Here is a 15573-nt window from a genome sequence, read left to right as displayed (position 1 = left end):
GGCACGCCGCCAGCGTTCGTCCTGAGCCAGGATCAAACTCTCCAATAAAGAGTAAGATTAGCTCTTAAATAAAACTTAAAATAAAACTAACGTTGACGTATGATTTGTTTAGTTTTCAAAGAACAATTAGGATTTTTCACGATAGTGAAAATATCCTTCTTCTATTCTCGCCTTAGCGAAAATTTTATCCGTCGCTCAGAAGCGACTTTAATAATATATCATTTTCAGCTTTTCTCGTCAACACTTTTTTAAAATTAATTTTTAAAATCATTTTGACGTCATCGAGCTGACTTTTATTATTATATCAGCCTACTATAGATTATTCAAGGTGAAATATTATGGTAATTTATCCCTCTTAATTCCTAACTTTTAATAACTTCATCAATGAACACATCACGATGTTTTTCTAATTGAATAATCGTTTGTGACTCCACTAGTTTAATCAAAGGTCTTGTCGGTGATTTTTCTTCTATAAAGACAATTTCTGCTGTTTGTCCATCTGATAGTTTTACTTTGCTACCGATAGAGAAATTCATAATTCCTGACTGTAACGCTTTGATCGAAGCGATATCAAATTTCCCGAAGTTATCCTCTATTATCTTTTCTAACACTCGGAAAGGAGATTGCTTTTTACGATAAAGACGTGCTGATGTCATCGCATGGAAAGTATCTGCAACTGCAATGATTTTTGCAAATGGATGGATTTTTTTACTTTCACCTAAAGGGTATCCAGTTCCATCAAGTCTTTCATGGTGTTGGAAGATTGCTATTTTTGCAGCATCTCTTAACAGTGGGCTGTTTTGAATCATTTTATAGCTGTATGTAGGGTGTTTTTTTATTTCTTCAAATTCATAGCTCGATAAGGCACCCATTTTATTTAAGATTTGCGGAGATATTTTTGCCATTCCACAATCCGCTAAGCAACCAGCTAATCCTAACTGAACGATATCTCCTTTGCTATAGTTAAGCTTTTTCCCGATAAATGCGCTTATTAAGCCAACAGCAATGGAGTGCTGGAACAAATACTCTTTCTCCGTGGAAAGATGGTGAAATAGGAAGATCTCACCTGATTGAGTATCTAGTTGTTCAATTAACGGTAATAATATAGACCTTACTTTTGCTAAATCTGGTGATAGCCCAGATTGCCATTGCGTGAATTCCTTCTTGTAATCCCTTGTTGCGCTTAAAAAGGCGTCTGCAAGGTTAGTAGTTTTTCCAGTAGTAACGTTCTGTTGTACCTGCTCCTTTTCCTCCTCAATCACTTCAGAAGGGACAAAAGGTAGTCCAGTAACAAGTGTTTTTTGAACTTTAACTTCTCTAATTAAAAAAGCTTTTAATAACTCTATTAATTCATCAGTTAAAATTGTTTTATTAGGAATGATAGGGCGATTCGTTAGACTCACAACGTCTTCTGTTAAAATACATCCCTCTTGAAGCTCTTGAATATGAACACGCATTTGGAATCACCTCAAAGCAATAGTAGGTTGTTGAAAATTTTGAAATCTCTTTTCTATTTTACTTGATTTTTCCTATTAAGGCTATGAAAAGAAGTCGACTTCATAAAACGAGGGCAACAGAAAATAAAAAGCTGTAGAGCATTTACGCCCTACAGCCTCTTTACTATTCTTCAGAACTTTCTTCAGAACTATTTTCAACAACTTCTTCGGAACCTTCCGAAGAAACGATCTCTACAACTTCTTGAGAATCATTTTCTTCATTCTCATTTTGTTCTTGCTCTTCTTCTTTTTCAACCTTCGCCACAGTAGAGACGAATTCGTCAGCACTTTCATTAAGACGAATCAGTCTTACACCCTGTGTGCTTCTACCAGTCATCGAGATATCTTTAACTGCCATACGGATAATAACTCCACCAGTTGTGATGATCATAAGATCCTCTTCACCGGTAACAGCCTTCATCGCAACTAAATCACCATTTTTCTCGGTAATATTACATGTTTTAATCCCTTTACCGCCACGTCCTTGGATACGATATTCTTCAGAAGGTGTACGCTTACCATAACCATTTTTCGTTACGATCAGAATTTCGGAACCTTCTTCTAATACTTCCATTCCAACGACTTCATCATTTTCATTCTTAAGAGTAATCCCTTTTACCCCTGTAGCTGTTCTACCCATAGAACGAACATCGGATTCTGGGAAACGAATGAGCATACCATTTTTCGTACCAATAATAATTTCCTTATTTCCATCAGTTAAACGAACAGAAATTAATTCATCGTTTTCGCGAAGATTTACGGCAATTAGACCATTGTTACGAATATTAGCAAATGATGATAATGGGGTACGTTTTGAAATCCCTTCTTTTGTCGTAAAGAATAGGAACCAATCGTCTACGAATTCAGAAACAGGGATTATCGCGTTGACCCATTCACCCTTATCTACTTCTAAGAGATTAATAATTGGAAGTCCCTTAGCTGTTCTTGAGAATTCAGGAATCTCATAACCTTTCGCACGGTATACCTTTCCTTTATTCGTAAAGAATAAAAGGGTGTCATGCGTAGAGGTTGTGATCAGATGTTCAACAAAATCATCTTCATTTGTTCCCATTCCCTGAATCCCTCTACCACCACGTTTTTGCGCGCGATAAGTGGATACTGGAAGTCGTTTGACATAACCGTTATGAGTAATCGTTACGACAATGTTTTCACGTGGGATCAAATCTTCATCCTCGATATTTTCAAGACCTGCCGTCACAATTTCTGTACGACGAGTATCATTAAAGCGTTCTTTAATCTCAAGCAGCTCTTCACGAATGATTTCTAAGATCTTTTCCTCGTCCGCTAAAATGGCTTTTAATTCAGCGATTAATTTAACTAGGTTTTGATACTCTTCTTCAATCTTGTCACGTTCTAAGCCTGTTAAACGCTGCAAACGCATATCTAAAATAGCTTGTGCTTGTTTATCTGATAAACCAAAGGTTGACATTAAGCCTTCACGCGCAATTTCAGTTGTTTGCGAGCCACGAATTAAGCTGATCACTTCATCGATACGATCCAGAGCAATTCGTAACCCTTCTAAAATATGAGCACGCGCTTCTGCTTTTCGAAGTTCAAATTCCGTTCTGCGACGAATAACAACCTGCTGATGCTGTAAATAATACTGTAAGCATTCCTTTAAGTTCAGAACCCTTGGATGTCCATCCACAAGGGCTAGCATATTGATTCCGAAGCTTGTTTGTAAGGCTGTTTGCTTATATAAATTATTTAAAAGAACGTTAGCATTCGCATCCTTACGAACTTCAATAACAATACGCATTCCTTTACGATCGGATTCATCACGCAAATCAGTGATTCCCTCAATCTTTTTGTCACGCGCAAGTTCAGCGATTTTTTCAATTAATCTTGCTTTGTTTACTTGGTAAGGTAACTCCTTAACGATAATTACTTCTTTACCATTTGATTTTTGTTCGATTTCAACCTTTGCACGAAGAGTAATCGATCCTCTTCCTGTTTCGTAGGCCTTCCGAATACCACTTCTACCTAAGATAAGACCAGCAGTAGGGAAATCCGGACCAGGGATAATATCCATGAGTTCCTGTATCGTTATTTCAGGCTCTCTACTGATAGCTAAAACTCCATCAATAACTTCTCCAAGCTGATGAGGAGGGATATTCGTCGCCATCCCTACAGCAATTCCCGTTGTTCCATTTACTAATAGATTCGGGTAACGAGCAGGGAGTACTACAGGTTCTCTTTCTTCACCATCATAGTTATCCTGATAATCGATTGTATCTTTGTTCAGATCTCTTAATAATTCCATCGCGATTTTTGACATACGAGATTCTGTATAACGCATCGCCGCTGCAGAATCGCCATCGACAGAACCAAAGTTACCATGACCATCCACGAGCATATAACGTTGGTTGAAATCCTGTGCCATACGAACCATCGTTTCATAAACTGCTGAATCACCATGAGGGTGATACTTACCAATTACATCTCCAACAATACGAGCCGATTTCTTATATGGCTTGTCTGCATGAATTCCTAAATCATGCATAGCATATAAAATACGACGGTGAACAGGTTTCAATCCATCACGAACATCAGGAAGTGCACGAGAAACGATAACACTCATCGCATAATCTAAGAATGAAGATCGCATTTCCTGGCTTATATTGATTTCTTTTATTTGAGAATTTGATGTTTCAGACATGGAGGAACCTCCTTTTCAAAATAAAATCTGCACCTGAACTTCAAGTAATAAAGAGGATAGTGGGAATACCAGCTATCCTCAAGATTTAAGAATTTAGCTAACGAATAAAGATCTTTTCTCAAACTTTGTTGCTTTTGAAGCAAAAAATCAATGAATTTATCTATGTTTTCAATAATAACTGGTTGTGAATCAATGAGAAAAGAGCTTGCAAATTTAGTTACGATGCACCAAATGTCTATTTCTACGTTAAAATCGGCAGTAGGATTTTAACAACAATCTTTACGAAAACAGCCACGAATAAAGACGAGAAACCAATTATTATATATCTAAGTTTTTCACGTACTGGGCGTTTTCTTCGATAAAGTTACGTCTTGGCTCTACCTTATCACCCATTAACATTTCGAACGTTTCATCCGCTTCAATTGCATCTTCCAAGCTTACCTGCAGCATCGTTCTTTTCTCAGGATCCATAGTCGTTTCCCAAAGCTGTTCAGGATTCATTTCCCCAAGACCTTTGTAACGTTGAATATTTGGTTTTGGCTGACTAGGAAGCTCTGCAAAAATGCGCTCAAGCTCTTTATCGTTATACGCATACTCAATTCTCTTACCTTGTTGAACCTTGTAAAGGGGAGGCTGAGCAATATAAATATAGCCTGCTTCAATAATTTTTCTCATGTATCGATAGAAGAAGGTTAAGAGCAGGGTACGAATATGTGCACCATCAACATCGGCATCGGTCATAATAACAATCTTATGGTAACGGGCCTTCGAAATATCAAATTCATCCCCAATACCAGTACCACAAGCTGTGATCATTGCTCGAACCTCATTGTTTGATAAAATGCGGTCAAGACGAGCTTTTTCAACATTGAGGATTTTACCTCTTAGTGGCAAGATTGCTTGGAAATGACGATCACGACCTTGCTTCGCTGAACCACCCGCAGAGTCACCCTCAACGATATACAATTCACTGATAGATGGATCCTTTGATGAACAGTCCGCTAGCTTACCAGGTAAACTAGAAACCTCAAGGGCACTTTTTCTTCTTGTTAGTTCCCTTGCTTTTTTCGCAGCTAGTCGAGCTCTCGTAGCCATTAAGCCTTTTTCAACAATTTTTCGTGCATCCGATGGATTCTCAAGCAAGAATTTTTCCAAATGCTCCGCAAAAATAGTATCTGTTGCCGCTCTTACTTCAGAATTTCCGAGCTTCGTCTTTGTTTGCCCTTCGAACTGTGGATCCGGGTGCTTGATCGAAATAATCGCTGTTAAGCCTTCGCGCACATCATCACCAGTTAAGTTTGCATCGTTTTCTTTAACGAGGCCATTCTTTCTCGCATAATCATTAATAATACGCGTTAAAGCCGTTTTGAAGCCGGACTCATGTGTTCCACCTTCATACGTATGAATATTGTTGGCAAAAGAATAAATATTCTCTGTATAACCTTCGTTATATTGAAGGGAAACCTCAATCGTAATGCCATCTTTTTCGCCTTCAATAAAGATTGGTTCTTCATGCAGGACTTCCTTCGTGCGGTTCAAATGCTCTACGTAAGACTTAATTCCACCTTCATAAAGGTATTCATTACGCTTTTTTTCTTCCACACGCTTATCTTCGATCGAGATTTTTAAGCCTTTATTTAAGAATGCAAGCTCACGTGTACGAGATGCGAGAGTATCGAAATCATATTCGATTGTCTCTGTAAAAATTTCTGGATCAGGTTGGAAATGAACAGTCGTTCCTGTACGGTCTGTATCCCCAATCACTTTTAGATCCTCACATGGAACACCACGCTCATATTTTTGATAGTGAATATGGCCATCAAGATGAACATAAACCTCAAGATAAGTGGATAGGGCGTTTACTACCGATGCACCAACCCCATGCAGACCTCCTGAAACCTTATATCCTCCGCCACCGAATTTACCGCCGGCATGAAGAACAGTCATAATAACCTCAACAGCAGGGCGACCCATTTTCTCTTGAATTCCTACTGGAATACCTCGACCGTTATCAACGACTGTAATACTGTTATCTTTTTCAATAAAAACGTCTATTTCAGTACAATAACCTGCTAAAGCCTCATCAATACTGTTATCAACAATCTCCCAAACTAAGTGATGTAGTCCTTTCCCACTCGTTGAGCCAATATACATACCTGGACGTTTTCGAACAGCTTCTAGACCTTCTAATACCTGTATCTGTTCGGCACCATAATCTTGTGCTTGCACTGCTTCCTGTTCAGTTGCCACAGTCAATCACCTACACTTTCTAATGTACTTCGTAAAAAGCCTGTTTCGGCCACTTGATGACGCTAGTGTAAATTTTCTAGGAAAAAAATAATCATTCTATATTCATTAAAATTCTTGAATAGCAAGCTTAGTTGAGCGTTTTTTCAATGTTCCAGAAGCTAAAGGGGAGTAATATACAGCGTCTACTGTAATAACGATGGACTTAAAATCTCCTTTAGCCAGTGGAACGATTTTGTTGCTCTCACTTTCTAATAGCTCCTTCATAGATTGGGAAGATTTCACGGTTTCTTTATCAAGAATGGCGACGATATCTTTTGTCCTCACAAGGATATCTTCTCCTAAATGAACATACAATGTTCTCACCTCACTGAAGTTTTTCAATCCTTCCAGTTTCCACTTTAAAAGTCGAAGCTTCCTTTAAGGTTTGATGATCGATCCCATCGACACTTGTTGTCGTTACAAATGTCTGAACCTTGCCTTGAATGGTATTTAACAAATGGGATTGCCGATAATCATCCAGTTCAGAGAGTACATCGTCCAATAATAGGATTGGATATTCATCGATTTCTGAACGAATCAACTCTATTTCAGCAAGCTTTAGAGATAAGGCAGTCGTTCTTTGTTGCCCCTGCGATCCAAATGTTTGCACATCTCTATTATTTACATGAAAAAGGAGATCATCTCGGTGTGGACCGAATAAAGTCACACCTCTTTCGATTTCCCTTACTTTTGTCTTTGCATATTTTTCTTCGAATACTTCTACCATTTTCGACAAAACTTGTTCTTCTGATACGTCGACAGAGGGTTTATAGTGAATTTTCAACGTCTCTAAATCCCTTGATATTCCTTTATGAATAGGAATTGCCCACTTTTCTAGTAACTCAAGAAATTCGAACCGTTTCGAAATAATCTTCACAGCTGTCTCAATAAATTGTTCGGTTAAAATATCGAGCATCGTCATATCGGTCTGTTTTTTTAATTGTAGTAGTTTCAAATAATGATTTCGCTGCTGTAAGATTTTCTGATATTGCCCGATATCATGCAAATAAACAGGGGAGACCTGCCCAATTTCCATATCAATAAAACGACGCCTTACTTGAGGGCTCCCTTTTACTAAATGGAGGTCTTCCGGCGCAAACATGACGACATTCATATTTCCAATGTATTGACTGAGCTTTTGTTGCTCAATATGATTAACTTTTGCTTTTTTTCCTTTTTTTGAAATAACTAACTCCATCGGGATGGAACCGTGTCTTTTTTTTACCCTACCTTCTATTTTAGCATATTCCTCGTCCCAGCAAATAAGATCTTTGTCATTTGATGTTCGATGGGACTTCGCCATGGCTAAAACATAGATAGATTCCATAACATTCGTCTTCCCTTGAGCATTTTCTCCAAGAATAACATTGACCTTATTGTCAAAGGGAATTTCTGTTTCGTTATAATTCCGGTAATTTTTTAATTTCAAATGCTCAATATACATCGACGATACATCCTTTTTTTAACCTCTTAATCACACTTTAAAAAATGTGGCTATTCTTGAAGCGATAGGGGAGTTCCGCCTATTTTTCTCCAACCACCAATAAGCCTTATCACACTATGATAAAAGCCCCAAAATTTTGTATTTCGATTTGGTCACCGATTCTTAGCTTTCGACCTCGTCTTTGGTCTTGCTCTCCATTAACGATAACTTCGTGCTCACTTAAGAACCATTTGGCCATTCCGCCGGAATCAATGATTTCTGCTAACTTCAGAAATTGTCCTAACGTAATATATTCTGTATCAATCTGAATTTCTTTGTTCACCGTTTCACCTTTTCCAAATTCGTCTTCTACTTATATTTTACTAAATATTTCACACATAGACAAAGAAAAGAAAATTTTGAAGAAAGCGATAGGAAAAATAAAAGCCACCAGTAGCATTACTGGCAGCTTTCATAAATTAGTAAGTTCGTACAGGTAAAATAAGCTGAAGCAGTGAATCATCATTAAGTGGACGAATCAAGAATGGTCTCATCGCACCAGTAAAGCTTATTTTAATTTCATGACCCTCTAATGTTTTTAGTGCATCCATCACATACTTCGCACTAAAAGAAATTTTTAGTTCTTCTCCATCAATCGATTGAGCTACTAATTCCTCGATAACTTTTCCGATTTCTGGCGTGTTAGAAGAAATTTCAATTCCTTTGCTTTCTAAAGTTGCTAAACGAACAACATTATTACGACCTTCACGTGCTAATAGGGAAGCACGATCGATTGCATGAAGAAAATCTTTTGTATTTACGATCACTTCCGTTTTGCTTTCAGCTGGAATTAATCTTGAAGTATCAGGATAATTTCCTTCCAATAATCTTGAGAAGAACAATAAATGCTTCGCTTTAAACAAGACTTGGTTCTCTGTAATAACAATTTCTACTAATTCATTGTTGTCATCAAGAATTTTACTTAATTCATTCAAACTCTTACCTGGAATGACAACATTATAATTATGAGCTGTTTCGATTTCGATCTTCGCTTTTCGTAATGCCAGACGATGACTATCTGTTGCAATACAGATTAATTCGCCGTTTTCAACCTTCCAGTTTACACCTGTCAACACAGGGCGTGTTTCTGAGGTGGACACTGCAAAAACAGTTTGTCGAACCAATGCTTTTAAAAGGTCTGTTGGGATCTTAAAAGCATTTTCTTCTTCAACCTGTGGCAATCTTGGATACTCTTCAGGGTCTAGACCATTTAAGTTAAACTCTGATTTACCTGAACGGATTACTACTTGCAGCTGATTTTGTACTTCCATTTCGACAAAATCAGTAGGAAGCTTTTTCACAATTTCACTAAAGAATTTTGCTTGTAAAACAATAGCTCCCGTTTGTTTAATCTCAACGATCTCATCTCCAGCTTCTTCTTTCGGAATATAAGATTCAATTGATATATCTGAATCACTACCAGTTAGTGTGACTCCTTCATCAGTCGCAACAATTTTGATCCCTGTTAAGATCGGAATCGTAGTTCTGCTAGTTACAGCTTTCATGACATCTTGAACACTTTGAACGAGGCGGTCCCGTTGGATTATGAATCTCATTTTTTTAATCCTCCGTTTTAGCTTATTTTATATATATTTTTTTTATAAAAAGTAATAGAAGTACTAGTAGGGCTTGTGGATTTGTGGATAACTACTAAATTCGAAAGGAAACACAGCCTATCCACATGTGGACAGACTGTGCGTAAACATTCGAAAGTTATTCACAGAATTAAGATACTCTATTTAATCCATACACATTCAAAAAGAAAAAAACGAACACTATTAGAATAAATAACATGTAAAAATGCATTAGTAATGGTTCGTTTTTGTACTAGATGAATTGGAATTTATATTTTTAATCGCTCATTGATTTCTTTCATTTGGTTCTGGAACTGTAAATCAGTTTGAAGCAGATTTGAAATTTTTTCATGAGCATGGATGACGGTCGTATGGTCACGGCCTCCGAACTCTTCGCCAATTTTCGGAAGAGAAAAATCAGTGAGTTCACGCGCTAAATACATCGCAATTTGGCGAGGAAATGCAACCGATTTGGTGCGTTTTTTTGCTTTAAAGTCCTCCAGCTTCACGCTGAAATACTCCCCAACTGTCTGCTGAATATCCAAAATCGTAATGATTTTCGGCTTTGAGCTAGGAATAATATCTTTTAAAGCTTCTGCAGCTAAATCAGCATTAATATCTTTATTAATTAATGATGAATAGGCCACAACTCGAATGAGAGCTCCTTCTAATTCACGGATGTTCGAGTCGATTTGGTTGGCAATATACAGCATCACTTCATTCGGAATGTCTAATCCTTCTGCTTTTGCCTTTTTTCTTAAAATCGCAATCCTCGTTTCGAGATCCGGTGGAGTAATGTCGGTAATGAGTCCCCATTCAAATCTTGAACGTAAACGGTCCTCTAATGTTGGTATTTCTTTAGGTGGACGGTCACTGGAAATGACGATTTGCTTGTTCTCTTCATGCAACGTATTAAAAGTATGGAAAAATTCCTCTTGAGTTGATTCTTTTCCTGCCAAAAATTGAATATCGTCTATTAATAGGACATCCACTTTGCGGTATTTATTACGAAACTCAGCTGCTTTATTGTCACGAATGGAATTAATAAATTCATTCGTAAACTTTTCAGAGGATAAATACACTACTTTTGCAGATGGATTATGCTCTAAAACATAATGTCCAATCGCGTGCATTAAGTGTGTTTTTCCTAATCCTACTCCTCCATAAATGAAAAGGGGATTGTAGGCCTTTGCCGGAGCTTCTGCCACCGCTAATGAAGCTGCATGAGCAAAACGGTTTCCGGATCCAATAACGAATGTATCAAACGTATTTTTAGGATTCAGCATCGTTAATGGCAGTTCAGACGGTTCCTCATCCTTTTTAAATGTTTGTGGAGGATTTGGAAGATCGATTTCTTCCTCGTTTTTGTTTTGCGGAATGATAAATTTAACATTCAATTCCTCTCCAGTAAGTTCATATAGAATGCTGGAGATTAGTTCAGAATATCGCTCTTCTAGCCAATCTCTAGCAAATTCATTCGGGGCTGTCACGGTCAGCGTGTCTTTTTTCAGAGAATGAGCTGTCGTAGCCTTTAACCAAGTGTCGAAGCTTGGTTTGCTTATCATTTTTTCGATGCTAGAAAGAGCTTGATTCCAAAGATCCGCAATATTTTCCAAGCGTTTTCCCTCCTTTTCTTTTTATAGAATTTGTCTAGCCTTATGGAAAGACCTTGTCATTGATATACATAATCCAAGTGCAATGGCTACAAATATAGCATTATAAGAATTTAACCTGTGGAAAAACATATTATAAGGAAATAAAGTGGTATTTCGACAGTATCCACTATCTGTGGACAAAGTTCTTCAAGAGGAGTGAATAAACTGTCCACAGATTATCCACAGTTTGTGGATAAATCAGTTATACACAAAGTTATATCCAAGGTGAAAACACAACTATAATATCAAATAATCCATTGAGGTGCAATGGGTTTTCTTGCTTTATCCACAAGAAGTACAGCGTGTGCATGAAAATTATCCACATAAATCTAATGTGTGCAAAAGCTGTCAATATGTGTTGTGGATAATAAAAATCCTGTCGAAAGTTATACACAACTTGATAATTAAAAGGATTGGAGACAAAAAAATACTTTCGTGGTAGAATAGATTCTTGTGTTCCTTGCTTCAAAAAATAGTTTCAAAAATATTTTGCTCAGGGTAGATAATTTTTAATTGAGGTTGACATTTTTAGGGTTTGGTTTATATAATTATTTAGACTGTCTTTAACAGCTATTCCTCAGGGAGGTGTCATATATGAAAAGAACGTTTCAACCAAATAAGCGTAAGAGAAGTAAAGTTCATGGATTCCGTAGTCGTATGAGCTCTGCAAACGGACGTAAAGTTCTAGCTCGTCGTCGTCAAAAAGGAAGAAAAGTATTATCTGCTTAGGCCACTGAATAGTCAGTGGTCTTTTTTCTCATTCTAGAGATTTTATTTTCTGGATATGACGTATAGATATGATCGGGAAAGATGATAATTTTAAGGTGTTATCGATATTATTTGTTGAAGTTGCGTAGGTTGTAGGTGAGAGAATGAAGAAAGAAAATAGAGTAAAAAAGAATAAGGATTTCCAAGAGATTTTCAAAAAGGGAAAGTCTTTTGCTAATCGCCAATTTGTTGTTTACTCATTAAGAAGGCCAGGGCAGACGCATTTTCGAATTGGTTTATCAGTTAGTAAAAAGCTAGGGAATGCAGTGAAGCGAAATCAAATTAAGCGATACATACGCCAAGCTTTTTTGGAGCTTGAAGATGATTTACAAAATGAATTCGATTACATCATCATTGCGAGGAAGCCAGCAGCTGATATGGATTTTTTTGAAATTAAAAGTAGTTTAATTCATGTTTTAAAGCTGTCAAAGGTTTTAAATGTGAAAAAGATAAATAAAAAATTGCAATAAATTTCTAGAACATCCATATTTCTAAAGCATGGCCTATAAAAAGATGATACAATACACTTGATTCGTCAAAAATAGGCCTTTTTGTTTAATAGCGACTAATGAAATTGAAATATAAGGAGGAAATTACGGTTGAAAAAGAGAATGTTTTTTTTAATCGGATTGGTTTTACTCACGACCTTGCTGACAGGGTGTATGGAATATAACCAGCCAATCACTTCAGAAAGTGAAGGGTTCTGGAATGAGTATATCGTTTATCCATTATCACAATTTATCGTAATGGTGGCGGATTTCTTAGGAGGAAACTTCGGACTTTCTATTATTGTAGTAACCATCTTAATTCGTTTGCTCATTTTACCACTGATGATTAAGCAAACTAAGAGTTCAAAAGCGATGCAAGCGATTCAGCCTGAAATGCAGGCGTTAAAAGAAAAATATAGCTCCAAGGATCAAAAAACACAGCAAAAACTTCAACAGGAAACAATGGCATTGTTCCAGAAACATAATGTCAATCCAATGGCTGGATGTTTCCCAATATTTATTCAAATGCCAATTTTAATTGGTTTTTACCATGCGATTTCAAGAACGAGAGAAATTGCTGAACATGACTTCTTATGGTTTGATTTAGGGTCTCCAGATCCAATTTATCTTCTACCATTAATTGCAGGTGTTACAACATTCATTCAGCAAAAAATGATGATGGCTGGTACAGCGAATCAGAACCCACAAATGGCGATGATGCTTTGGATTATGCCTATCATGATTATCGTTTTTGCAGTAAGCTTCCCAGCAGCCTTATCATTATACTGGGTAGTGGGGAATATCTTTATGATTGTTCAAACGTATTTTATTAAAGGTCCAGATATAAAAACACAAAAAGAAACTGGTAAAGCGGGAGGAGCAAAAAAGTGAGACAAGTAACTGCTACCGGACAAACCGTCGTAGAAGCAGTCAAATCGGCTTTAGCTCAATTGGAAACAACAGAAGACCGCACAGAAGTGTCGATTATTGATGAAGGTAAAAAAGGAATTTTCGGGTTTGGATCAAGGCCGGCAATTGTAAAAGTAACCGTCAAAATTGATCCAGTGGAAGAAGCAAAACAATTTTTACTAAATGTTTGTGAAAAAATGGGTGTTGCTGCCAAAATTGAAGTGAAAAGAGAGGGAAAACAAGTTCAATTTCTCCTTTCTGGAGAAAAAATGGCTCTTTTGATTGGAAAAAGAGGACAAACCTTAAATTCACTTCAATATTTAACTCAACTTGTGATCAATCGTTTCGCTGATCAGTACTTAACAGTCATTCTTGATGCAGAGGATTATCGCAAGAGAAGAAATGAAACATTGATTCAATTGGCTGAGCGTTTAGCTGAAAAAGCACAAAGAACAGGCCAAAAAGTGACGTTAGAACCAATGCCTTCTTATGAAAGAAAAGTCATTCATACGGCATTGATGGGAAATAGGCGAATCAAAACCTATTCAGATGGTGTTGAACCAAATAGACATATTGTGATTTCGCCGAATAAGTAAACTTTAAGCACTCTACTCTTACTTTTGAGTAGGGTGTTTTTTTATACCGTCAAAAGGTGCGTTGACAAGGGAGTTTTATTGTTATTCACATGTGGATAAGATAAAATAAAGCATATTGACGATAAAAACATGTGGATAACTAAGGGGAAAGACTTTTTCTGAAGAAAAGCATGTGCTATTCTATAATTTTGGAATAGGTATTTATAGATTTTGTTTGACGAAAAGAGGTGTCAAGGGTGCAATTAGATACAATCGCAGCAATATCAACTCCAATGGGAGAAGGCGCAATTGCAATTGTACGTTTAAGTGGTGAGCAAGCAATCGAAATTGCAGGAAGGCTTTTTCAAGGAGTTGGTGGGAAAAAGCTAACAGATGTTGCATCCCATACCATTCATTATGGGCATTTAATAGATCCTAGAACAGATGAGGTTGCTGAGGAAGTAATGGTCTCTGTGATGAAGGGTCCAAAAACTTTTACAAAAGAAGATGTAGTTGAAATAAATTGTCACGGTGGACTTGTTTCAGTCAATCGTGTGCTGCAGCTAGTGTTAAATGCAGGAGCAAGATTGGCAGATCCAGGTGAATTTACAAAGCGAGCTTTCTTAAATGGTCGGATCGATTTATCCCAAGCAGAAGCGGTCATGGATTTAATTCGGGCGAAAACGGATCGGGCTATGAACGTGGCATTGGGGCAAATGGAGGGACGATTATCACGATTAATTTCAAGACTTCGTCAAGAAATTTTAGAAACGTTAGCTCATGTGGAAGTAAATATCGATTATCCTGAGTATGATGATGTAGAAGAAATGACACATCAACTTTTAATAGAGAAAGCACAATATGTAAGAGACGAAATTAAGAAGCTCTTACAAACGTCCCAACAGGGGAAAATTTTACGAGAAGGACTTTCGACGGTTATTGTCGGTCGACCGAATGTCGGAAAATCGTCCTTGTTAAATAGTTTAGTGCATGAAAACAAAGCGATCGTGACAGATATTCCAGGAACTACACGTGATGTCATTGAAGAATATGTCAATGTCAGAGGAGTTCCGTTAAGACTACTTGATACGGCTGGAATTCGTGAAACGGAAGATATTGTAGAGCGGATTGGAGTAGAGCGATCAAGGCAGGTTTTAAAAGAAGCAGATTTGTTACTGCTTGTCTTGAATTATGCAGATGATTTAACGGTTGAAGATGAGAATATTTTTAAAGCGGTTGAGGGAATGGACGTCATTGTCATTGTCAATAAAACCGATTTACCTCAGAAAATTGATTTGGAACGGGTGAAGGAATTAGCGAAGGATCATAAGCTTGTAACGACTTCATTGCTTGAGGATGTTGGGGTTGATGAATTAGAAGAGGCGATTGCTGCTCTATTCTTTGCAGGCTCGATTGAGGCGGGAGACATGACGTATGTATCCAATAGTCGCCATATTGCTCTGTTAAATCAATCTCTATACTCCATCGAAGAAGCCATAACAAACGTCCAAGCCGGGGTTCCGATTGACATCGTTCAAATCGATCTGACTAGAACGTGGGAGCTACTAGGAGAAATTATCGGTGAAAGTGTACATGAAAGCTTAATCGATCAGTTATTCTCTCAATTTTGTTTAGGGAAATAGATAGAAGGTTATT

At 37.3% G+C, this 15573-nt stretch carries 13 protein-coding genes; 5 read left to right on the top strand and 8 right to left on the bottom strand.

Features of this window, described 5'->3' with window-relative positions:
• Nucleotides 1-362 precede the first annotated feature (362 nt).
• The 8 genes from FAR12_RS22145 to dnaA form a co-directional block, all read right to left on the bottom strand.
• Nucleotides 363-1457 carry an HD-GYP domain-containing protein gene (locus tag FAR12_RS22145; protein WP_126410938.1) on the bottom strand — a complete coding sequence of 365 codons (1095 nt, stop codon included), beginning with the start codon at nucleotides 1455-1457 and terminating at the stop codon, nucleotides 363-365.
• Between the two features lie 163 nt (nucleotides 1458-1620).
• The gene (gyrA, locus tag FAR12_RS22140; protein WP_126410937.1) at nucleotides 1621-4176 is read right to left on the bottom strand and encodes a DNA gyrase subunit A; all 2556 of its coding nucleotides are present in this window, start codon (nucleotides 4174-4176) and stop codon (nucleotides 1621-1623) included.
• Nucleotides 4177-4494: 318 nt separating this feature from the next.
• A complete protein-coding gene (gene gyrB, locus FAR12_RS22135) occupies nucleotides 4495-6405 on the bottom strand; it encodes a DNA topoisomerase (ATP-hydrolyzing) subunit B (protein ID WP_170972299.1) in 1911 nt (636 codons plus the stop codon).
• Between the two features lie 126 nt (nucleotides 6406-6531).
• Nucleotides 6532-6789, bottom strand: coding sequence for an extracellular matrix regulator RemB (gene remB, locus FAR12_RS22130; protein WP_342772340.1), 258 nt, complete (start codon nucleotides 6787-6789; stop codon nucleotides 6532-6534).
• 1 nt (nucleotide 6790) lies between these two features.
• On the bottom strand, nucleotides 6791-7909 hold the full coding sequence (gene recF / locus FAR12_RS22125; RefSeq protein ID WP_126410934.1) for a DNA replication/repair protein RecF: 1119 nt from the start codon (nucleotides 7907-7909) through the stop codon (nucleotides 6791-6793).
• Between the two features lie 109 nt (nucleotides 7910-8018).
• Nucleotides 8019-8231, bottom strand: a complete 213-nt coding sequence (gene yaaA / locus FAR12_RS22120; RefSeq protein WP_126410933.1) for a S4 domain-containing protein YaaA — start codon at nucleotides 8229-8231, stop codon at nucleotides 8019-8021.
• Nucleotides 8232-8367: 136 nt separating this feature from the next.
• The gene (gene dnaN / locus FAR12_RS22115; RefSeq protein ID WP_126410932.1) at nucleotides 8368-9504 is read right to left on the bottom strand and encodes a DNA polymerase III subunit beta; all 1137 of its coding nucleotides are present in this window, start codon (nucleotides 9502-9504) and stop codon (nucleotides 8368-8370) included.
• A gap of 287 nt (nucleotides 9505-9791) precedes the next feature.
• Nucleotides 9792-11138, bottom strand: a complete 1347-nt coding sequence (dnaA, locus tag FAR12_RS22110; RefSeq protein ID WP_126410931.1) for a chromosomal replication initiator protein DnaA — start codon at nucleotides 11136-11138, stop codon at nucleotides 9792-9794.
• A 633-nt stretch (nucleotides 11139-11771) separates the two neighbouring features.
• Here dnaA and rpmH point away from each other — a divergent pair.
• The 5 genes from rpmH to mnmE all read left to right on the top strand — a co-directional run bounded on the left by rpmH (nucleotide 11772) and on the right by mnmE (nucleotide 15560).
• Nucleotides 11772-11906 (top strand): 50S ribosomal protein L34, encoded by a 135-nt coding sequence (rpmH, locus tag FAR12_RS22105; protein WP_009796313.1) that lies wholly within the window; start codon nucleotides 11772-11774, stop codon nucleotides 11904-11906.
• Nucleotides 11907-12049: 143 nt separating this feature from the next.
• Nucleotides 12050-12415, top strand: coding sequence for a ribonuclease P protein component (gene rnpA, locus FAR12_RS22100; protein WP_126410930.1), 366 nt, complete (start codon nucleotides 12050-12052; stop codon nucleotides 12413-12415).
• Between the two features lie 141 nt (nucleotides 12416-12556).
• The gene (gene spoIIIJ / locus FAR12_RS22095) at nucleotides 12557-13324 is read left to right on the top strand and encodes a YidC family membrane integrase SpoIIIJ (protein WP_170972298.1); all 768 of its coding nucleotides are present in this window, start codon (nucleotides 12557-12559) and stop codon (nucleotides 13322-13324) included.
• Nucleotides 13321-13938: an RNA-binding cell elongation regulator Jag/EloR gene (gene jag, locus FAR12_RS22090; protein ID WP_126410928.1), complete on the top strand. Its 618-nt coding sequence runs from the start codon at nucleotides 13321-13323 to the stop codon at nucleotides 13936-13938. Before spoIIIJ ends, jag begins: the two co-directional genes overlap by 4 nt.
• A gap of 236 nt (nucleotides 13939-14174) precedes the next feature.
• A complete protein-coding gene (gene mnmE, locus FAR12_RS22085) occupies nucleotides 14175-15560 on the top strand; it encodes a tRNA uridine-5-carboxymethylaminomethyl(34) synthesis GTPase MnmE (protein ID WP_126410927.1) in 1386 nt (461 codons plus the stop codon).
• Nucleotides 15561-15573: the final 13 nt, after the last annotated feature.

Source organism: Bacillus yapensis, from assembly GCF_005280205.1.
Lineage (GTDB): Bacteria > Bacillota > Bacilli > Bacillales > Cytobacillaceae > Robertmurraya > Robertmurraya yapensis.
The sequence above is the reverse complement of the archived record's forward strand: the minus strand, read 5'-3'. Positions and strand labels throughout refer to the sequence as shown.